The following is a 21,050-nucleotide window of genomic DNA, read 5'->3' as shown; positions in this document are numbered from 1 at the left end:
AAAGCCTGCAAATGCAGGCTTTTTTGAGACGAAAATTATTTTTTCGCTTGAGCAGATTTCATTGCTTCTTCAGTTAAAGTTTTTAATTTACCTGTTAACTGAGGGCCGAAACATGCTTGAAGGTCTTTATTTTGTTTTTGAACAAAAGCGAGTGTTGCAGGACTTTTCTTCTGGTTGATTGTGCTTTGGATTTCCCATTTTTGAGCATTGGTTAAACGACCATCTGCTTCAACAGCACAAGTACAGTATTTGCTAACTTCAGCGGCAGTTAGTTTTTTACCTTTGCCAGTTTCTTCTTTACAAACATTAATTAACGAAGATTTTACGTTAGTGCTCTTATATGCTTGTTGAAGCTTGTCGTTGTCAGCGTGTGCAACTGAAGCAAACAATGCAGCCGCAGAGAACGCAGCAGAAAGAATAATGTTTGATTTTAAATTTTTCATAAACCCTACCTTGTTATTTCGGTATGTAACGTGTCGGATCTTCAACACCTGCGTCAACGAAACCTTGTTTACGAAGACGACAGCTATCGCATTTACCGCAAGCACGACCTTGGTCATCTGCTTGATAGCAAGACACCGTTTGACTGTAGTCTACGCCATGTTCTATACCTAAGCGAATGATATTTGCTTTGGATAAATGTAACAGAGGTGTTTCAAATTTAAGTGGTTTTCCTTCAACGCCAACCTTTGTTGCAAGGCGAGCCATGTTGGCAAATGCTTCGATAAACTCTGGACGACAGTCTGGATAGCCTGAGTAATCAACTGCATTAATACCAATGACAATCGCTTCTGCACCAAAAACTTCCGCCGCAGCTAAAGCATATGACAAGAAAATCGTGTTACGAGCTGGTACATAAGTTACAGGAATACCGGCTTGTTCATGATCAGGAACTTCAATGCTATGGTCAGTTAACGCAGAGCCACCTAAGTTACCTAAATCGATATTAATGACACGATGTTCTACACCAGCTTGCTTAGTTAACTCACGAGCAGCATCTAGTTCTGTCGTAGAACGTTGACCATACATAAAACTTAAGGCGATACATTCATAACGTGCTTGAGCCCAAGCTAAACAAGTGGTTGAGTCTAAGCCGCCAGACAATAAAACTATGGCACGAGGGCGCATATGCATTACTCCAAATAATTCTTTAAAACTTAACGACCAGTTTCATCGTTCCAAAGCAACTTATGTAATTGCAATTGGAAGCGAACAGGGAGATGGTCTTCTAAAATCCATTGTGCTAAATCACGTGCAAGCTGAGGCAAACGAACAGCACCTTTTTCAACGGCAAAGGCCGGAGAGAACCAAATGGTGCTGACTTTTTCGTTTAGCTTATAGTGCTCAACTTGCTGTTTTGACCATTCATAGTCTTCACGATTACAAATCACAAATTTGATCTGATCATGCGCTGTTAAATGGTCGAAGTTGCTAAGCAAGTTTCGTGCAACTTCACCCGATGTCGGGGTTTTTAAATCCATAACTTTTGAAACACGCGGGTCAACTTTAGACACATCTAAAGCACCACTGGTTTCTAAAGAGACTTCGCAGCCTAAATCGGCCAGACGGGTCATGAGGGGAAGGGCGTTCGGTTGAGCAAGTGGCTCACCACCCGTCACGCAAATATAAGGAGTTTTAAAATCTAAAGTGGTTTGAATAATTTCTTCTAATGATTGGCGTTCACCGCCTTCAAACGAATAGGTTGTATCACAATAAGTGCAACGTAACGGACAGCCCGTCAAGCGGATAAAGACCGTAGGCAAACCTGCGGTATTGGCTTCACCTTGCAATGAATAAAAAATCTCCGTAATACGTAAACCCGCAGACGGATCAGAAACAGGAATAGCGGAAGATCGAAGGGTACTCATAACAAAATTAACCAGATATAAAAAAACAAAAAATCTCTACGATCATTGCTAACCGTAGAGACGAGGAGCGATAGAGGCTCCACGGAACACGAATGCTCCGCTGAAATAAAGACTTAGTCTTCGCGTAATAATTCGTTCAAGCTTGTTTTCGCACGAGTTTTCGCGTCAACTTTTTTCACGATTACTGCAGCGTATAGGCTGTATTTACCGCATTTAGACGGCAAGCTACCAGAAACCACAACAGAACCCGCAGGAACACGGCCGTAATGGATTTCGCCAGTTTCACGGTCATAAATTTTGGTCGATTGACCAATGAATACGCCCATTGAAATCACAGAACCTTCTTCTACGATTACACCTTCAACGATCTCAGAACGTGCGCCGATGAAGCAGTTATCTTCAATGATTGTTGGGTTTGCTTGAAGTGGTTCAAGAACGCCACCAATACCAACGCCACCTGACAAGTGAACGTTTTTACCAATTTGAGCACATGAACCAACAGTTGCCCATGTATCAACCATCGTACCTTCGTCAACATATGCACCAATATTGACATATGAAGGCATCAATACAACATTTTTCGCTTGGAAAGAACCTTTACGTGCTACAGCAGGTGGTACTACACGTACACCAGCAGCTTTAAATTGTTCTTCAGTCCAGTCAGAGAACTTAGTATCAACTTTGTCATAGAAGCGTAAGTCACAAGCTTCCATTGGTTTGTTGTCATTCAATTTGAATGAAAGCAAAACGGCTTTTTTCACCCATTGATGAACAATCCATTCACCATCAATTTTTTCAGCAACACGTAATGTACCGTTATCTAGGCCAGCGATCACTTCTTCTACTGCTGCACGTACTTCAGCAGGACAGTCAGCTGCAGTGAAATTAGCACGGTCTTCAAACGCTTGTTCAATGATTGTTGAAAGCTGAGACATGTTCTTCCATCCAGAAAAAAATTTTCCAAGATTTTACACTAAATCGAGTCAAAAATAGATGGTAAATCGGTCTAGGATCGGAATTAATTATTAAGCAAGCACTAAAACCAAGAAATTAAGAGTGATGAATTTAGCATTTTCATAAGGTTTGTATAAAAAATACGCAAAATATACAGAATTGTTCCTTAACATCATTATTATATTTAAAAAAATGAAACAAAAACTCTTTATTAATCAATATTAAAATCTAAATGTATCAAAAGTTAACAAAAAATCAGTAAATTTGCATAAATGTTGAGCTGTGTTTCCTTTTAACATGTGCCATATAAGAAGTCTGTAAAATCTGAATAACAGTTTATTTTGAGGAGAAACACATGAAATCATTACGTTTATTAACAGTAGCTGCTCTACTTACTGCTGCAGGTACTGCAATGGCAGATACCTCTGTAGTTCATGATGGCTATGCATTTGATCAAAACCAACTTATCCCAACTGGCGCTCGTCTAGAAGTGGGTACGACTGGTTATGGTGGTGCGTTACTTTGGACTGCGAACCCATACGTCGGCCTTGCTTTAGGTTATAACGGTGGTGATATTTCATGGTCTGATGACTTATCTGTCGATGGCGTAAAATACGACATGGATATGGATAACAAAGTTGGTTACTTAAATGCAGAAGTTCGTCCTTGGGGTGCAAGTGCTAATCCATGGGCTCAAGGTCTTTATGTTGCTGCGGGTGTAGGTTATATCGACACTGAATATACGTTAGATAAGCGTCGTAAAGGTGATACACCAATTAAAATTGATGGTGAAGAGACAAACTTTACACGAGTAAACGGTACAGTGTCTTATGATAATGACATCGCTCCATACCTAGGTTTAGGTTTTGCGCCAAAATTGAATAAAAACTGGGGCGTATTCGGTGAAGTAGGTGCTTATTACACTGGTAATCCATCGGCTAAATTGACAGGTGTAGGTGATGACCCTGCAATTCTTGCTGACCATGAACGTAACGTTGAGCAAGATGACAAATACGAATGGCTTCCAGTAGGTAAAGTAGGTGTGAGCTACCATTGGTAAGTTATTACTGAAATAAAAAAACGAGCTTCGGCTCGTTTTTTTTGTTTTTAGAATGCGTTTAAAATCTGTGACCAAATTTCAAACCATAGATCATGGCATCATTGTCTGAGACACTTGCAAGACCTGAAATATGAGATGTTTCAGTATTCGATGGTTTTGAGAGTTTCATATAATACAGGCCAGTCGCTAGAAAATTGTTCGGGTTAAATTTATACATCATACCTAAACCTAAACCTCGATAGCCATCACTTGGGTTTAAGGTAGACGCCGCATTTCCTGTCCCGTTGTCCCAAATAAACTCTGCAGCAGCGAGCCAACTCGGATTCAATTGATGTGCAATCCCTAACTTTCCTGACCATTGATCTTTCTGATATTCCACCAATTGGATATCAGCTAAATCACGGTATTGTGGATCGAGTGCTGCGTATTGAAGCACGGCATTAAACTGCGGTGGCTGAATGTTGAAATCTTTCCAATTAATCCAACGAACTGTGCCATATACAGCATTATGTGAGCTAACAGCTGTTTGAAATTCAAAATTGACGCTTTGTGGCGTTTGAATTGAGGTATGGGTGTCAAGTACTAATTGAAAAGGACCATTTGAATATAAAGTTGATTCAGAGGTCTTATTTTCATGTTTTATTTTTGAACGATAGGTTAGGCTAGTTTTAATAGCATATTCAGGGAGTTGATAACTGAATCCGAGCAGCCAACCAATCGCTTCATCTTGTTTAAAATCGGCATGGTAGCCATTGAGAGCAGCATATTGTTGCCCAGAAATTTTTAAATCACCTTTAAATGTTTGTAGGCTTAAACCGCTATAAATATTCCAATTATTATTAGGTTGATAGCCTACCAGTCCAGTTAGGTTATGCGTTCTAAAGTTAATATCGGCGCTTTCAATATCGATATTTGAGCCATCGGGTAAGCGAGGACTATATTGATAACTGATATCAGTATGAAAAGGTTGCTCATAAATTACTCCCGCAGAAATATTTTCATGTGGTTGAATTTTAAGTGCAAATTTCCCAGAAAATTGTTGATGAGCGAGATTCCCTGTAGAAAAATCAGTGATGCCCAATTCACTAATTAAGCCTTGATTCTGAACTTTGCCGTCAACTTGAGCATCGACATAAGCGAAACTGGCTTCAGTATAATTTCCGGGTTCAAGAAAGGCCGAGATCGATTGATCTGAGTTTTCTATTCCTGCTGCATACATGATCTGTATGGGGCAGACGATACCGACTGCCACTGCGACGAATTGATTTTTCATAAATATGGGTCGGAAGTAATAAGGTTTTAATTTTTATTGTGTTGGATGTATTTTAATCAAAATTAAAAATAAAGCCAAGAAAACTTAGATAAAATATGTGTTTACCAAAAAAAGAGGACAGTAGGTGTCCTCTTTAATTCGTCAATTGGCCTATCATTCTTCTGGGTAAGCCACTTTTTTCAACGCTTTGATGTCGGCATCTGGTGAGCATAAAGAAATAAACTCGTAGCCATAACCGCGTAGCAAATGTCCTTTGCGAACAGCAATCCAAGTGGTATTAACGCCAAAAATATCGGTAGGAATCTGTTTTAAACGGTAGTCACGTTCTGGGTCATATGCCACATCGTTGACAATACCAACCCCCATATTAAGTTCAACATAGGTTTTAATAACGTCTGCATCAAGTGCGGACATCACGATATCTACATTAAAGCCTGAATCTTCAAAAGCTTTATCAATTTTAGAACGACCCGTAAAACCACCGTGGTAAGTAATAATTGGATAGTTCGACAAATCTTCAATGGTGATATTTGATTTTTGGGTCAGTGGATGCTCTTGTGGTGTGATGATACTGTGTTGCCAGTTATAGTAAGGCACACTTGCAAGGTTATCTTCGGTGGTTAACGATTCGGTTGCGATCCCAATATCCGCTTCACCTTGAAGGAGCATTTCTGTAATTTCAACAGGGCTTGCTTGTTGCAAAATTAGATGAACTTTTGGAAATTCTTTTTTAAATTGGTTCACAATCGGCGGCAAGACATAACGCGCTTGCGTATGTGTGGTCGCAATAGTCAATGTCCCTTCATCCACTTTGTTAAAGTCATCTGCTAGACGTTTAATATTGTCTGCATCCACGAGCATGCGTTCAACGATTCCCAATAAAGACTGGCCTGGTTCGGTTAAACCGAGTAGACGTTTACCTTTACGAATAAATAGCTGTACACCAAGTTCATCTTCTAGATCTTTGATGTGTTTACTCACGCCAGACTGCGAGGTGTAAAGTGCAGCAGACGCTTCTGTTAAATTAAAATTCTGACGTACGGTTTCTCGAATAATTCTTAATTGTTGGAAATTCATAATTTTATTTTACCTTAAAAGCAAGTGGGGCTTGTAAAGGCCCCCAACTTTTTGTTTTATGCAACTTGGTTTTCAAATAAATGCAAGTTCGTTGCACTTAACCATACTGTTTGATTTGGGCGGAATTGATGTGCTTTCGCTTCATCTGCCGTTAATGAAATTTCAATCAGATTGCCCTGACGGTCATGCAATTCAGCAATCACTTTACCTGCAATCCAAAGCTCACGTACAAAAGTTGCTTGGATAGCATTTTCTTGCGGCTGTGCATGAATGCGTAGTTCATCCGGACGAGCGAAGGCAATGACATTTCCTTGCGGCGCATTGGCATTTTGTGGCAACAAAATTCGGTCTTCACCAATTTGAATGAGGCCATTGCTATTTTGACCTTCAAAACGGTTGGCTTGACCTAAAAAGTCAAATACAAACGGTGTTGCAGGTTTTTCATAAACTTCACGTGGCGAGCCAATCTGTTCTACGTTGCCTTTGTTCATCACAATGATTTGATCGGCCACTTCAAGTGCTTCTTCTTGGTCATGGGTCACGAAAATAGAGGTGATGTGGAGTTCGTCATGCAAGGTACGTAACCAGCGGCGTAATTCTTTACGAACTTTGGCATCCAATGCACCAAAAGGTTCATCCAGTAATAACACACGCGGCTCAACCGCTAAAGCACGTGCTAAGGCAATACGTTGGCGTTGACCACCTGAAAGTTGTGCAGGGTAACGGTCAGCCAAGAAACCAAGTTGAACAAGATCAAGTAAACGAGTAACCCGTTTTTTGATTTCAGCTTCATTTGGACGCGTTGCACGTGGGCGTACGCGTAAACCAAAAGCAATGTTGTCAAATACGGTCATATGACGGAATAGTGCATAATGTTGGAATACAAAACCAACTTCACGTTCACGGACATGAACTTTAGTGGCATCTTCACCTTCTAGAATGACTTGACCGCCATCGGCAGATTCAAGTCCTGCAATGATACGCAATAGGGTAGTTTTACCACAGCCTGATGGGCCAAGCAGCGCAACGAGCTGACCATCAGGGAAATCTAAAGAGATATTTTTAAGTGCATGGAATGCACCAAAGTGTTTTTCAATATTTTTTACTTGAATACTCATGAGGTCATTCCTTAAGAAACTTGTGAATCTTCTTTACGCTTGTCTTGTCGTTCCTGACGTAGTTCAACCCATGTTTTTAAAATCAGGGTGACAATCGCCAAGAGCGCTAATAGTGAAGACACAGCAAAAGCAGCACTAAAGGTATATTCGTTATAAAGGATTTCTACATGTAGCGGTAAGGTGTTGGTTTCGCCGCGAATGTGACCTGAAACCACAGAAACAGCACCAAACTCACCCATTGCACGTGCATTACAGAGAATCACGCCGTAGATTAAGCCCCATTTGATATTTGGAAGAGTCACTTTCCAGAAGGTCTGCCAACCTGAAGCACCCAATACGATTGCCGCTTCTTCTTCCTCTGTCCCTTGAGCTTCCATTAACGGAATTAGCTCACGTGCCACAAAAGGAACGGTAATAAACACAGTAGCAAGGACAATGGCTGGAACGGCATACAAAATTTTGATGTCGTTATCCATTAACCAGCCGCCTAACCAACCTTGAGTACCAAAAATCAATACCAACATTAAGCCAGCAATGACTGGAGAGACTGAAAATGGCATATCAATAATCGTGGTTAAAATAGATTTACCACGGAAATTAAACTTGGCAACACACCATGCCGCAGCTACACCAAAGACCACGTTTAGCGGTACGGCAATCACAGCGGTCAGTAAGGTCAGTTTCACTGCTGATAATGTGTCTGGATGAACCAGTGCTTGGAAGTAAACGCCAACACCTTGTTTAAAGGCTTCAACGAAAACCAAAATCAAGGGCAAAATCAGGCAGCTCGCAAAGAAAATCAATGCAATCACTATCAGTGTATAGCGTACCCATGTTGGTTCACGCGTAGCATCACGCGACTGTAATTTTTCCGCAAGCGCATTACTGTTCGTATTCATCGTGCAGTTCTCCCTGTACGGCGACTTGCCCATGCTTGAACCAAGTTAATTAAGAATAAAATGGCAAAAGAAATCACCAGCATCACGACTGCAATCGTGGTCGCGCCTGCATAATCATATTCCTCAAGACGAGAGATGATCATCAATGGCGCAATTTCAGTTTTGAAGGGTTGGTTACCTGCGATAAAAATCACCGATCCATATTCACCCACACCGCGTGCAAAGGCCAAAGCAAAACCTGTTAACAGTGCAGGAAATAGAATAGGTAAGATCACTTTGGTCATGATCTGAAAGCGATTTGCACCCAGTGCAGAAGCTGCTTCTTCAAGTTCAGTTTCTAGGTCGCTCAGTACAGGCTGTACAGTACGAACCACAAAAGGAATACCAATAAAGATGAGAGCCAAGGTAATCCCGATTGGGGTATATGCGACTTTAATGCCAATGGGTTCAAGGTACTGACCGATCCAACCAGTCGGTGCATATAACGAAGTCAGTGCAATACCAGCAACGGCAGTTGGCAATGCAAAAGGCAAATCAACCAATGCATCGATAATACGTTTACCCGGGAAGGTATAGCGAATCAAACACCATGCTAAGAGCAAACCAAAAACCACATTGACTAACGCAGCAATAATGGCGGCACTAAAACTCAGTTGTAACGATTTTAAAATACGTTCTGAGCTTAAAATTTCCCATAGTCCATCCCAACCGATACCTAAAGATTTAATAAATACGGCCGAAAGGGGAATGAGCACAATTAAGGATAAATACGCTAGGGTAAAGCCTAGAGAAAGACCAAATCCTGGCAGCACTCGGGATCGCTGCGACATGATGACTCCTCAAAATGAGAAAAGCTGACTTAAAAGGTCAGCAAAATTGAATAAATGATTTTGCGACAAGCTTAATGCTCAGTACTTAAAAAGCAAATTGAAATAAATACTTGTTTTCATCAGTAAAGCTGATATGTTTCATGTGGTTTTCTGAAATTAAGTAATTGAAAATTTCAGGAAACGGTCCAAAACCTGATGCAACATTAATGTGACCCACAGCACCCATATTCACAGGGTAAAGCTTCCAAGCATCAGCAAGTTGTTTTGCATCTTCAAAGCCAAGCCAAGGATCATTTTCACTAATCAACATCGTTGTCGGCACACGAATACTTAATTGATGAAAAAATGCTTTGTAATCCGTCGTACTGTCGCGTGCAAAGCCGTTTTCTCCAAAGCGTGCTGGATTGGCTGGCGCAACCAAAACTAAATTTTTGATTTTTTTATTAAGTTCTGGATACAAGGCCAATGCTGCCACCGTGGTTAAACAACCAAAGCTATGCGCCACAATTTGAATTTCACCCTGTAGAGGTCGTACGGTTTGAACAAATTGTTTAATCCAGTCTTTTAGTACAGGGTGATTCCAATCTTTTTGCTGAACACGAGAGCTAGACATGAGCTGACGTTGTAACCAAGATTGCCAATGTGCGTGTTCACTACCGCCTACACCCGGGACAATTACTGTATGTGTCATGTCAAGTTCTCCTGATTCAGTCAATGACTGGTCTTATTTTCCGTTGTTGGTTTTGACGATTTGGTCAAACACGCCGCCATTTTCAAAGTGTGCTTTTTGGACTTTATCCCAACCACCAAATTCTTTATCAATGGTTACGAGTTTAAGTGGCTTAAAGACTGATGCGTATTGTGCAAGCGTTGTAGCGTTACGTGGACGGTAAAAGTTCTGAGCCGCGATTTGCTGACCACGTGGTGAATAAAGGAAGTTTAAATAACCTTTGGCTAAATAAAGATTGCCTTTTTTCTCTGCGTTTTTTTCTAAAACAGCAACAGGGGGCTCAGCTAAAATTGAAAGTGAAGGGGTCACAATTTCAAATTTACCCGGTTGTTCACGAATCGCTAAATGTGCTTCATTTTCCCAAGCCAGCAATACATCACCAATACCACGTTCAGCAAAGGTCGTAGTCGAACCACGTGCGCCTGAATCGAGCACTTTGGTGTTTTTATAAATTTTACGGACAAATTCTTGAGCCGTTGTATCATTACCACCCGCTTGATGTTTTGCCCAAGCCCATGCAGCTAAATAGTTCCAACGTGCACCGCCTGAGGTTTTCGGGTTTGGGGTGATAATACCCACGCCTGGTTTAACTAGATCGCCCCAATCTTTAATCGCTTTTGGGTTGCCTTTACGGACTAAGAACACAATGGTTGAGGTATATGGCGTTGAGTTTTGTGGAAGTTTCTTTTGCCAATCTGCAGGTAAAAGTTTGGCTTTTTCTGCAATCACATCAATATCCGCTGCCAGTGCTAAAGTCACCACATCGGCATCTAAACCATCAATGACGGCACGTGCTTGTTTACCTGAACCACCGTGAGATTGTTTAAAATTAATTTTTTGACCTGTACGGCTTTCCCAATATTTACTGAAGTCTTTATTCACACTTTCATAGAGTTCACGCGTTGGGTCGTAAGATACGTTTAAAAAATCTTTCGCAGCTGCGCCAAAAGAATCCGTTGAAATAACTGCAGCAAGAACACCCAATTTTAACTTTGCGGAAATACTCATGTGAACCTCAATAATTTTTACTTTATCTGTAACATGGATGAAGAATAGCGCCAATCTTTATGCATAAAAAATAATTAAAAACGAATTTTATATGAATAAAAAAGATAACAGGCGTATCTACGAAAAAAAAGCATCGACCTTATGCGAAAGGAAGATGCTTTTCGCTATTTAAAGCATTATTTTGAATTATTGGTCTTCACGATTTGGTCAAAGACGCCACCATTTTCAAAATGTTTTTTCTGCACTTTGCTCCAACCACCAAACTCTTTATCAATCGTGACGAGTTTTAAAGGTTTAAAAACATTTTTATATTTTGCTAAAACTGCCGCATTACGTGGACGATAATAGTTCTGTGCGGCAATAGTTTGACCTGCAGGTGAGTACAGATAATTTAAGTACGCTTTGGCTAAATTTTCATTGCCATCCTTCTTGGCATTTTTTTCTACAATCGCAACAGGTGGCTCGGCCAAGATAGAAAGTGAAGGGGTCACAATCTCAAACTTACCCGGCTGTTCACGAACTGCCAAATGTGCTTCATTTTCCCAAGCCAATAACACGTCACCAATACCACGTTCAGCAAATGTAGTTGTTGCACCACGTGCGCCTGAGTCGAGGACTTTGGTTTGCTTATAAATTTGACGGACAAATTCTTGGGCTTTTGTATCGTTGCCACCTGCTTGATGTTTGGCCCAAGCCCACGCAGCTAAATAGTTCCAACGCGCACCACCCGATGTTTTTGGGTTCGGGGTAATAATGTCGACACCTTGTTTAAATAAATCGCCCCAGTCTTTGATGCCTTTCGGGTTGCCTTTATGCACTAAGAACACAATAGTCGATGTATACGGCGTTGAGTTTTGCGGAAATTTCTTTTGCCAGTCTTTTGCAACTAAACCACGTGCAGCAATTTCATCAATATCTGCAGCCAAGGCCAAAGTGACGACATCGGCATCTAGACCATCAATAACTGCACGAGCCTGTTTACCTGATCCACCATGAGATTGTTTAAAGTTAATGTCTTGGCCTGTGGTTTTTTTCCAGTAAACACTAAAGTCTTTATTGAAGTTGTCATACAATTCACGGGTTGGATCATATGACACATTTAAGAAATCTTTGGCAGATGCACTAAATGCTGTGGCAGAAATGAATGCAGCCAAAACCCCAAGTTTTAATTTAGATAGATTCATGTTGTCCTCAATTTTTATACATGTTTTGTTGGATGAGGCAAGAATATCTGTAGTTTTTATGCAGAAAAAATAATTAAAAAAGAATTTAATATGAACAAAAAAGAAATATATGCTGAACGATTATTTTTTAAAATAAAGTGATGTAATTGGGATGACGATGTATGCAGTGTTTTAAAAATGCGCAGCAAATAGAACAAGTTGATTTACTTGATCGAGCCTTTCACTATGGCGATGGCTGTTTTAGCACGGCACGTATTCGCCAAGGACAAATAGAACTTTTAGCTTTGCATATTGCACGATTAAAACTGAGTAATGAGCGATTAAAGCTAAATGCAGATTTAAGCCTCATTGAAGACACTCTAAAATTGTTACGTAAACAAGATGTCGTCAATGGCACTTTAAAAATTGTGTTGAGTCGTGGTATTGGTCAGCGTGGCTATAGTTTACCTGAGCATCCAGCAGATGTTTGGGTGTTTTATTACCCCAAAGCTGTTGCAGATTTTGAGTACGAAAATGTCGAAAGTGGTGTATTACATCAAGCCATTGGGTTAACCATGCCAAGTTTGGTGGGCTTGAAGTCCTTAAATCGATTAGAACAAGTCATGCTCAAAGCAGAGTTGGATCAAACCCCATGGGGGGAAGCTTTGGTGACGGATGTGCAAGGTACAGTTGTCGAAGGTGTGAGCAGTAATTGTTTTATTCGTACAAATGAAGGATGGATTACGCCCGAACTTCGTTATAATGGCGTGCATGGTGTCATGCGTGCAGAAATTTTAAAACGGATGCAGCAGCATCAGATTGCATGTACTCAACGTCACGTCAATATGGATGAAATTACGCATTTTCAGAGTGTTTTTTTCTGCAATGCTTTAAGTCCCATGAAAATTGCATCAACTCTGAATGGAGTTGAGTTAGATGTTCAAGCTTGTATTGAACTTTTCCGAACACTTCAATTAAGTCAGATTCGTTAATATGTCCACCGCGTCTAAAAAAACAAATAAGAAAAAATCTGCCAAAGCAGGTTTTCCATTTAAAGCATGTTTGGTTGTGCTACTTGGCATCGTTGTACTTGTGGCGATTTTACTGTGGTCGAGTTTATTTAAAGCCTATCCCGTGGAAGGCAAAAAGCAAATGTTGGCGATTGGTGCAGGGGATACCTATTCAGGTTTTATTGACCGACTGGCCAAAGAGAAACAAGTTCATTTTCCTATTATTTTGAAGTTGTACCAAAAGTTCATGATTAATGACACCTTAAAAGCAGGTGTGTATGAAATTCATGAAGGTATGAGTGTACGAGAAGTTATGGAGTTGATTTCGAATTCTGAAAATGCGCAAATGAATCGAATTCTAGTGATCGAAGGTACGACATTTAAGCAACTGATAGATGCTTTAAAAAATGACCCTTTGGTGACGCATGACATCAGTCATTTACCGTATGCAGAAATCTTAAAAGAGCTCGGCATTCCGTATTCACACCCTGAAGGATTATTTGCACCGAATACGTATTTCTTTGCAAAAGGCGAGTCTGATCGTAAAATTTTAAAAGATTTGTATAACAGACAAATCAAAGCCTTAGATCAGGCTTGGACTAATCGAGCTCAAAATTTACCGTACAAAGATAAATATGAAGCCTTAATTATGGCGTCGATTATTGAAAAAGAAACCAGTCTTGATCGTGAGTTAGAGCAAGTATCAGGGGTGTTTGTCCGTCGTTTGCAACAAGGCATGCGTTTACAAACGGACCCTACGGTTATTTATGGCATGGGCGATAAGTACAACGGTAATATAACTCGTCAGGACTTACGTACACCAACAGCCTATAACACTTACACGATTAATGGTTTACCACCAACACCGATTGCTTTGCCGAGTCAAAAAGCAATTGAAGCCGCGATGCATCCTGATTCATCTAACAATATATATTTTGTTGCAACAGGAAATGGCGGCCATAAATTTAGCAGTAATTTGCAAGACCATAACCGCGCGGTACAAGAATATTTATCTGTAATTCGTGCGAAAAACTAAGGAGTGAGCATGTTTATTAGCTTTGAAGGTACGGAAGGTGTGGGTAAAACTACACTCATTCGTAAATTACATGATCATTTCCAAAATTTGGGTAAAAATGTCGTACTTACACGTGAGCCGGGTGGTACACCTATGGCTGAACAAATTCGTGCATTACTTCTGGCCGTCAATCATGATGAAGCAATGAGTGATGATACAGAGTTGTTACTTATGTATGCTGCACGCGCACAGCATTTGGCGCGCGTGATTTTACCTGCATTGGCAGAAGGTAAAATCGTTTTATGCGATCGTTTTGCCGATTCGAGTTTTGCTTATCAATGTGCAGGACGTGGTTTAGATCGTGACAAGCTCAATGTCTTAAATGCAAGTTTTGTTGCGCGTATACCGGATATTACTTTTTGGCTTGATGCACCGATTGAAACAGGAATGTTAAGAGCAAGAGAGCGTGGTGCTTTAGACCGTTTTGAACAAGAGAAAGCAACTTTCTTTGAGAAAGTAAGATCAGGTTTTGCTGAGATTCATCAAACGCACCCTGAACGAATGAAACGCCTTGACGCAACCCAAACACCTGAGCATGTTTTCCAACAGGCATTATCGCATCTACAGCAGATCTAAAATGCCATAGTATTTGTTAGGCAATTGATTTAAAAATCATCCATAGCAAAAGTTATGGATGATTTTTTATGCATGCTACAAAACAGGAGATTATCAATTTCCTTAAGACTGAATTTGCGCCAAGCTTAAAGCATTGCACTATCGTTGAAGTTGGTGAAAAGGCTGCCACTTTAATTTGGCATGTGACTGAAAAAGATTTGCGGCCTGGCAATACTGTTTCAGGCCCGACTATGATGACTTTGGCGGACTTTGCGCTATATGTGGCTATATTGGGGGAGATCGGGATTGTAGGACTGGCGGTCACGACCAATATGAATATTAATTTTTTAAGAAAACCCGAAGCCAATCAAGATTTAATAGGCGAGTGTCGATTGCTGAAAGTGGGCAAAAGTATAATTTATGGTGAGGTGTTGGTGTATTCAGCAGGTGTGGATGAGCCTGTTGCACATATAACAGGGAGTTATTCTATTCCACCGAAGCGATTATAAAGGCTCAATTGCATTTGCTGATTCAAATAAAAAGCCGAATTTACATTCGGCTTTTTATGGTTTTTAAACATTTTAGATGTTTAAGAAACCAGTTCTGTATTCACCAATGGACATTCCACTTGGAAATTGGGTGGACTTAACACCGTTTTACGTAGTTCGTCTGCTTGTTCAGGATAGTCTAAAGTGAAATGCAGACCACGAGATTCTTTACGTTCCATTGCACAGCGCACAATCATTTCTGATACCAGTACCAAGTTACGTAGTTCAATCAGATTTTTACTGACTTGGTAGTCTTGGTAATACTCGGTAATTTCACGATTAAGCATTTCAATACGATGGAGCGCTCGTTGAAGCCGCTTGGTCGTTCTGACAATGCCCACGTAGTTCCACATGGTTTGGCGAAGCTCGTCCCAATTTTGCAAAATCACTACATCTTCATCAGGGTTAGTCACTTGCGAGTCATCCCATTCTGGGACATGAGGCGCCTGATAAGTCCCTTGATGTTGTGCTGTGATATGTGTTGAAGCACTCATACCATAGACGAAACATTCAAGTAAGGAGTTACTTGCCATACGGTTTGCACCATGTAGGCCGGTATAAGAGGTTTCTCCAATGGCATATAGGCCTGGAATATCGGTCTGACTGTTTTCATCAACCACAACGCCACCACAGGTGTAGTGTGCTGCCGGAACCACCGGAATCATTTCTTTGGTAATATCAATACCGAGTTCCATTAAGCGTTCATACAATGTTGGGAAATGTTCTTTGACAAATTCTGCAGGTTTATGGGTGATATCAAGCCAAACATGACGGATTCCTAGACGTTTGATTTCATAATCAATAGCGCGCGCTACGATATCGCGTGGTGCTAATTCGGCACGCTCATCAAAGCGCAGCATAAAGCGTTCACCATCTGGAAGACGTAAATAGGCACCTTCGCCACGCATCGCTTCGGTAATTAAGAAAGAGCGAGCTTGAGGATGATATAAACAGGTTGGATGGAATTGGTTAAACTCCATATTGGCAACACGGCAGCCTGCACGATACGCCATGGCAATACCATCACCCGTCGCAATGTCGGGATTTGATGTATATAAATATGCCTTCATGGCACCACCACAGGCAAGGGCAGTGAACGGTGCTAAAAAGGTATGTACTTTTTCGGTTTTTTCATCTAAAGCATATAGACCGAGAGCACGGTTTTCAGCTTCAGGATTTAATTTTTGTGCGGTGATTAAATCGATTGCAATAAAATTTTCAAAAATATGAATATTGGCTTTTTCTTGCGCACGTTCAACCAATGTTGTGGAAATAGCACGACCTGTGGCATCTGCTGCATGGATAATCCGCCGGTGAGAGTGACCACCTTCACGTGTCAGATGTAACTGTTCTTGGTCGTCTAAAGTAAATTGCACACCCTGATTCAGTAGAAAATCGACAGAAGATTTACCACCTTCAACGGTTTGTTTTACCGCTGCCATTTCACATAAATGCGCACCGGCAATCATGGTGTCATTGATATGTTGTTCAATAGAATCTGTTTTATCGAGGACGGCTGCCACGCCACCTTGGGCAAAATATGTACTGGCATCCGTCAGCGTCGACTTAGCTAAAACAGCAATATTAAAATGATCTGGTAACGAGAGGGCTAAACTTAAACCTGCACCGCCACTTCCCACAATAATCACATCAAATTGATGTGTCGTGTTTAAATTAGACATGTTCATCAGCTAATTTTAAAAATGTCCGATCATCACAACTGTTTTTGCCTAAAAACGCAATGACTATAAATTAACTAAATAATGAAAAATATTCATGGATCTGTAATATTTAAGGAATGTTTAAGATTGTTTATCCTAAATATTCATCAAACATTTTATTACGAAGCTTAGACTTGCATTGTGATAAAAACTAACGTATTTCAAATGATAAGCACAATTGAGTGAATGCTAACAATGAATAAATCGTATTTACAAAAGGGACTTTATGCAGCTGTGTTTACGGTTGCTAGCGTACAAACGCAGGCAGCAGGTCCTGTTGATTTTTCCAATTTGGTTGAACAGGTCAGCCCAGCTGTCGTAAGCGTGAATGTGGTTAAAAAGCTCAGTCAAGAAGAGCTTTTACAGCAGCAAGTCCCAGAAATATTACGACGCTTTTTTGGTAATCAGGTCGTTATCCCGCAGCAAAAAATGCCGCAAGAAAAGACCGGTTATGGAAGCGCATTCTTTATTAGTAAAGATGGTTATCTATTAACTAATCACCATGTGGTAGAAGATGCATCGAAAGTCACCATCGTATTGAATGACCGCCGTGAAATTGATGCCACCGTTGTGGGTAGTGATGAGCGGACTGATGTGGCTTTGCTAAAGGTGAAAGGTTCAAATTTTCCAGAGCTACGCACAGGTAATGTTGACCGTTTACGTGTAGGTGAGCCAGTGTTGGCTATTGGTTCACCATTTGGTTTTGACTATTCAGCTTCGGCAGGGATTGTCAGTGCGAAAATGCGCAATATGATGGGAGAAACCTCGGTTCCATTTATTCAAACCGATGTGGCATTGAACCCCGGAAACTCAGGCGGCCCTTTATTTAACCAGTCTGGTGAAGTGGTTGGGGTGAACTCTCGTATCTTTAGTGGTACGGGTGGTTATATGGGTTTATCGTTCTCGATTCCTATTGATGTGGCGATGGATGTTGCAGACCAATTAAAGAAAAACGGCAAGGTGACACGTGCTTACTTAGGCGTTATGCTGCAAGATATCGATCGGAATCTTGCTGAATCCTATAACCTTTCAAAACCTGAGGGCTCATTGATTACTCAAGTTGCACCGAATTCACCCGCAGCAAAAGCTGGCTTTAAAGCGGGTGATGTCATTTTGAAATTTAATGGTACACCGATTTCACGTACTGGCGAACTACTGAATTATCTCAATCGTACAGGTCCTAATCAAAGTATTCAGCTTGAAGTATTACGTGATGATAAACGCCAAAACATTTCAGCAACCTTGATCACTGCACCAGATGATACGCCTGCAAAAGCTGAAATTGCACCTGTGAAAAAAGGCCCTGTAATTGGGGTGTCAATTCGTAATTTAACTGCAGATGAATTAAAGCAACTGAGTGTGAAAGGTGGTGTATTAATTCAAGATGTACGAGCTAGTGGTATTGCTGCACAAGCGCGAATTCAGCCGGGTGACGTTGTGACTCAAGTTAATAATAAAGTCGTAAACAATGCAGAAGATTTTGTGAAAGTTATTTCAGAATTGAAAAATGGCAGCATTGCACGTGTTTCTTTGATTCGTCAGGGGCAACGTGCGATTGTGGGCATGCGCATTCAATAATGATTTGCTGAATGAAAACCACTCCAAGCGAGTGGTTTTTTTAACTTTAGTGTTTTTGCAATTTACCCTTAGATAAAAATGAGTAGACTGTGGAGCATATTTTAAAATTTGCAGGACGCTATGAGCGATATCTTTGATTTAAAAATTACAGTTCAAGCTGAACATATCGACACATTAAATCATGTGAATAACGTGGTGTACGTCAGTTGGATGCAAGATGTCGCGACAGCACATATTGAAGCCTTGGGTTTAGGTTTAAAAGAATATATTGAATTGAAGCATGCCATGGTTGCTGTTGAGCATCATGTGCAATATCGCAAAGCAGCAGTTGAAGGTGAGGAGATTATTCTGCGAACGTGGCTCAATGATATCAATGCGTTGTATTCATTTCGTCAGTATGTATTTTATCGACCTAAAGACAAAGCGATATTATTTACAGGCAATACGCAGTGGGCATGCATTGAAATTGCCACAGGTCGTCCAAAACGCATGTCGCCAACCTTTACCCAAGCGTATCAACCTATTGCGGATAGCCTAAATCCGCTGGATTTTAGTGCTTATGATCTTTGAGTTTGATTTTATCGCAAAATTTCAAACCAAGACTAGCCAAGTTCTCCATGTAGGATGAATGACTTGCATAAAAGCAATGCATTATTTTCGATACTTTGAAAAATCCATCTGCTATAATCCTCGGCAATTTCTATTCGGCTTTTGCTATGCATAAAGAATTGCATGTATAGCGCTTTTATTTTTCCAAGGTAGCCCATGGCGCAAGCTAAAAAATCTGTTGATATAAAAAACATTCGTAACTTCTCGATCATTGCGCATATCGACCATGGTAAGTCGACGCTTGCCGACCGATTTATTCAAACTTGTGGTGGCCTGCAAGATCGTGAAATGCAGGCACAGGTTCTAGATTCTATGGAATTAGAACGTGAGCGTGGTATTACGATTAAAGCTACGTCTGTGACTTTGTATTACACTCATCCTAACGGTGAAGAATACCAGCTTAACTTTATTGACACACCTGGGCACGTTGACTTTTCTTATGAAGTTTCACGTTCACTTGCTGCATGTGAAGGCGCATTATTGGTGGTCGATGCTGCACAAGGTGTAGAAGCCCAGTCTGTTGCTAACTGCTATACAGCAATTGAACAAGGCTTAGAAGTCCTACCTGTTTTAAATAAAATCGATTTGCCGCAAGCAGAGCCAGAGCGTGTTATTCAAGAAATTGAAGACATTATTGGTATCGAAGCGACTGAAGCACCTACATGTTCAGCTAAAACCGGTCTAGGCATTGAAGGGGTGCTTGAAACACTAGTCAATGTCATTCCTGCACCCGAAGGCGATCGTAATGCACCATTACAAGCCTTAATTGTTGACTCTTGGTTCGACAACTATTTGGGCGTGGTTTCTTTAGTTCGTATTAAAGAAGGTCGTGTGCGTAAAGGCGATAAAATGTTGATGAAATCAACTGGTCAAACGCACATCATCACCTCAGTAGGTATTTTTAATCCTAAACATACAGAAACTGACATGCTCGAAGCAGGTGAAGTTGGTTTCGTGATCGCGGGTATTAAAGATATTTTTGGTGCTCCAGTTGGTGATACGATTACCTTGGCAACTACACCAGAAGTTCAAAGCTTACCGGGTTTCAAAAAAGTGAAACCACAGGTCTATGCAGGTTTATTCCCAATCGATTCAAGTGAATTTGAACCGTTCCGTGAGGCGCTGCACAAACTGCAAATTAATGACTCAGCGTTGTTCTTTGAACCTGAAAGTTCAGATGCACTTGGTTTTGGCTTCCGTTGTGGCTTCTTGGGTATGCTGCACATGGAAATTGTACAAGAACGTTTAGAACGTGAGTATGATCTGGACCTGATTTCTTCAGCACCAACCGTAATTTATGAAGCGGTGATGAAAAATGGTCAAACCATTTATATCGACAGTCCTTCTAAAATGCCTGATGGTTCAACAGTTGAAGACTTACGTGAGCCAATTGCTGAATGTCACATTTTAGTACCGCAAGAATACTTGGGTAATGTGATGACTTTATGTGTTGAACGTCGCGGCGTTCAAAAGAATATGAAGTTTATGGCGAACCAAGTGGCCATTACGTTTGAAATCCCAATGGCTGAAGTAGTTATGGATTTCTTTGATAAATTGAAATCATGTTCACGCGGTTTTGCATCGTTAGATTATAACTTTGTGCGTTTTGAGAGTTCATCTCTAGTTAAGGTGGATGTGTTAATCAACGGTGAAAAGGTTGATGCCTTGGCCATGATTTGCCACCGACAAGATGCTCGCCATCGTGGTATTGCACTTGTGGAAAAAATGAAAGATTTAATTCCACGTCAAATGTTCGATGTGGCTATTCAAGCAGCGATTGGTGCACAAATCATTGCACGTTCAACTGTAAAAGCGATGCGTAAAAACGTTTTGGCTAAATGTTATGGTGGTGACGTGTCGCGTAAGAAGAAACTTCTTGCGAAACAAAAAGAAGGTAAGAAACGTATGAAACAAGTGGGCAGCGTCGAAATCCCACAAGAAGCGTTCCTTGCTGTATTGAAAGTAGAAAGATAA

General features: G+C 40.7%; 21 protein-coding genes. 8 read left to right on the top strand and 13 right to left on the bottom strand.

Annotated elements, in window-relative coordinates:
* Nucleotides 1-35: 35 nt before the first annotated feature.
* From FTV03_RS04325 to dapD, 4 genes are all read right to left on the bottom strand, one after another.
* A complete protein-coding gene (locus tag FTV03_RS04325; protein ID WP_078190350.1) occupies nt 36-443 on the bottom strand; it encodes a hypothetical protein in 408 nt (135 codons plus the stop codon).
* A 13-nt stretch (nt 444-456) separates the two neighbouring features.
* On the bottom strand, nt 457-1,128 hold the full coding sequence (gene queC / locus FTV03_RS04320) for a 7-cyano-7-deazaguanine synthase QueC (protein WP_078190349.1): 672 nt from the start codon (nt 1,126-1,128) through the stop codon (nt 457-459).
* Between the two features lie 29 nt (nt 1,129-1,157).
* Nucleotides 1,158-1,868, bottom strand: a complete 711-nt coding sequence (gene queE, locus FTV03_RS04315; protein WP_180040142.1) for a 7-carboxy-7-deazaguanine synthase QueE — start codon at nt 1,866-1,868, stop codon at nt 1,158-1,160.
* A gap of 113 nt (nt 1,869-1,981) precedes the next feature.
* Entirely contained in the window at nt 1,982-2,803 is an 822-nt protein-coding gene (gene dapD / locus FTV03_RS04310; RefSeq protein ID WP_078190347.1) for a 2,3,4,5-tetrahydropyridine-2,6-dicarboxylate N-succinyltransferase, read from the bottom strand.
* Between the two features lie 374 nt (nt 2,804-3,177).
* On the opposite strand from dapD, the gene carO reads away from it, so the two are divergent.
* The gene (gene carO, locus FTV03_RS04305; RefSeq protein WP_180026882.1) at nt 3,178-3,882 is read left to right on the top strand and encodes an ornithine uptake porin CarO; all 705 of its coding nucleotides are present in this window, start codon (nt 3,178-3,180) and stop codon (nt 3,880-3,882) included.
* A 58-nt stretch (nt 3,883-3,940) separates the two neighbouring features.
* On the opposite strand, the gene FTV03_RS04300 is transcribed toward carO, so the two are convergent.
* The 8 genes from FTV03_RS04300 to FTV03_RS04265 all read right to left on the bottom strand — a co-directional run bounded on the left by FTV03_RS04300 (nt 3,941) and on the right by FTV03_RS04265 (nt 12,001).
* Complete coding sequence (locus tag FTV03_RS04300; protein ID WP_180040140.1) at nt 3,941-5,155, bottom strand: OmpP1/FadL family transporter; 1,215 nt, start codon at nt 5,153-5,155, stop codon at nt 3,941-3,943.
* Nucleotides 5,156-5,308: 153 nt separating this feature from the next.
* The gene (locus FTV03_RS04295) at nt 5,309-6,232 is read right to left on the bottom strand and encodes a CysB family HTH-type transcriptional regulator (RefSeq protein ID WP_180003268.1); all 924 of its coding nucleotides are present in this window, start codon (nt 6,230-6,232) and stop codon (nt 5,309-5,311) included.
* A 56-nt stretch (nt 6,233-6,288) separates the two neighbouring features.
* Nucleotides 6,289-7,350, bottom strand: a complete 1,062-nt coding sequence (locus FTV03_RS04290; protein ID WP_078192019.1) for a sulfate/molybdate ABC transporter ATP-binding protein — start codon at nt 7,348-7,350, stop codon at nt 6,289-6,291.
* Between the two features lie 11 nt (nt 7,351-7,361).
* On the bottom strand, nt 7,362-8,249 hold the full coding sequence (gene cysW / locus FTV03_RS04285; protein WP_180022493.1) for a sulfate ABC transporter permease subunit CysW: 888 nt from the start codon (nt 8,247-8,249) through the stop codon (nt 7,362-7,364).
* Nucleotides 8,246-9,079: a sulfate ABC transporter permease subunit CysT gene (cysT, locus tag FTV03_RS04280; protein WP_180040137.1), complete on the bottom strand. Its 834-nt coding sequence runs from the start codon at nt 9,077-9,079 to the stop codon at nt 8,246-8,248. Before cysT ends, cysW begins: the two co-directional genes overlap by 4 nt.
* Nucleotides 9,080-9,164: 85 nt before the next feature.
* Nucleotides 9,165-9,770: an alpha/beta hydrolase gene (locus FTV03_RS04275; protein WP_180007628.1), complete on the bottom strand. Its 606-nt coding sequence runs from the start codon at nt 9,768-9,770 to the stop codon at nt 9,165-9,167.
* A 33-nt stretch (nt 9,771-9,803) separates the two neighbouring features.
* A complete protein-coding gene (locus FTV03_RS04270) occupies nt 9,804-10,817 on the bottom strand; it encodes a sulfate ABC transporter substrate-binding protein (RefSeq protein ID WP_180040136.1) in 1,014 nt (337 codons plus the stop codon).
* A gap of 176 nt (nt 10,818-10,993) precedes the next feature.
* Entirely contained in the window at nt 10,994-12,001 is a 1,008-nt protein-coding gene (locus FTV03_RS04265) for a sulfate ABC transporter substrate-binding protein (RefSeq protein ID WP_180040134.1), read from the bottom strand.
* A 161-nt stretch (nt 12,002-12,162) separates the two neighbouring features.
* On the opposite strand from FTV03_RS04265, the gene pabC reads away from it, so the two are divergent.
* From pabC to FTV03_RS04245, 4 genes are all read left to right on the top strand, one after another.
* Nucleotides 12,163-12,972, top strand: a complete 810-nt coding sequence (pabC, locus tag FTV03_RS04260; RefSeq protein WP_180040132.1) for an aminodeoxychorismate lyase — start codon at nt 12,163-12,165, stop codon at nt 12,970-12,972.
* A 1-nt stretch (nt 12,973) separates the two neighbouring features.
* Nucleotides 12,974-14,026, top strand: a complete 1,053-nt coding sequence (mltG, locus tag FTV03_RS04255) for an endolytic transglycosylase MltG (protein ID WP_180022488.1) — start codon at nt 12,974-12,976, stop codon at nt 14,024-14,026.
* 9 nt (nt 14,027-14,035) lie between these two features.
* On the top strand, nt 14,036-14,641 hold the full coding sequence (gene tmk / locus FTV03_RS04250) for a dTMP kinase (protein ID WP_180040130.1): 606 nt from the start codon (nt 14,036-14,038) through the stop codon (nt 14,639-14,641).
* A 68-nt stretch (nt 14,642-14,709) separates the two neighbouring features.
* Nucleotides 14,710-15,129, top strand: coding sequence for a PaaI family thioesterase (locus FTV03_RS04245; protein WP_180040128.1), 420 nt, complete (start codon nt 14,710-14,712; stop codon nt 15,127-15,129).
* Nucleotides 15,130-15,209: 80 nt separating this feature from the next.
* Here FTV03_RS04245 and nadB read toward each other — a convergent pair whose 3' ends face one another.
* Nucleotides 15,210-16,856, bottom strand: a complete 1,647-nt coding sequence (gene nadB / locus FTV03_RS04240; protein ID WP_180040126.1) for an L-aspartate oxidase — start codon at nt 16,854-16,856, stop codon at nt 15,210-15,212.
* Nucleotides 16,857-17,084: 228 nt separating this feature from the next.
* On the opposite strand from nadB, the gene FTV03_RS04235 reads away from it, so the two are divergent.
* The 3 genes from FTV03_RS04235 (at nt 17,085) to lepA (ending at nt 21,050) form a co-directional block, all read left to right on the top strand.
* Complete coding sequence (locus tag FTV03_RS04235) at nt 17,085-18,467, top strand: Do family serine endopeptidase (RefSeq protein WP_180040124.1); 1,383 nt, start codon at nt 17,085-17,087, stop codon at nt 18,465-18,467.
* 120 nt (nt 18,468-18,587) lie between these two features.
* The gene (locus tag FTV03_RS04230; protein WP_078190331.1) at nt 18,588-19,037 is read left to right on the top strand and encodes a thioesterase family protein; all 450 of its coding nucleotides are present in this window, start codon (nt 18,588-18,590) and stop codon (nt 19,035-19,037) included.
* A 195-nt stretch (nt 19,038-19,232) separates the two neighbouring features.
* Nucleotides 19,233-21,050, top strand: coding sequence for a translation elongation factor 4 (lepA, locus tag FTV03_RS04225; RefSeq protein ID WP_078192005.1), 1,818 nt, complete (start codon nt 19,233-19,235; stop codon nt 21,048-21,050).

Origin of the sequence: Acinetobacter sp. YH12218, assembly GCF_013417925.1 — a bacterium.
GTDB classification, from domain to species: domain Bacteria; phylum Pseudomonadota; class Gammaproteobacteria; order Pseudomonadales; family Moraxellaceae; genus Acinetobacter; species Acinetobacter amyesii.
Note: the sequence above shows the minus strand (reverse complement) of the source record. Positions and strands in the feature narration are given on the sequence as shown.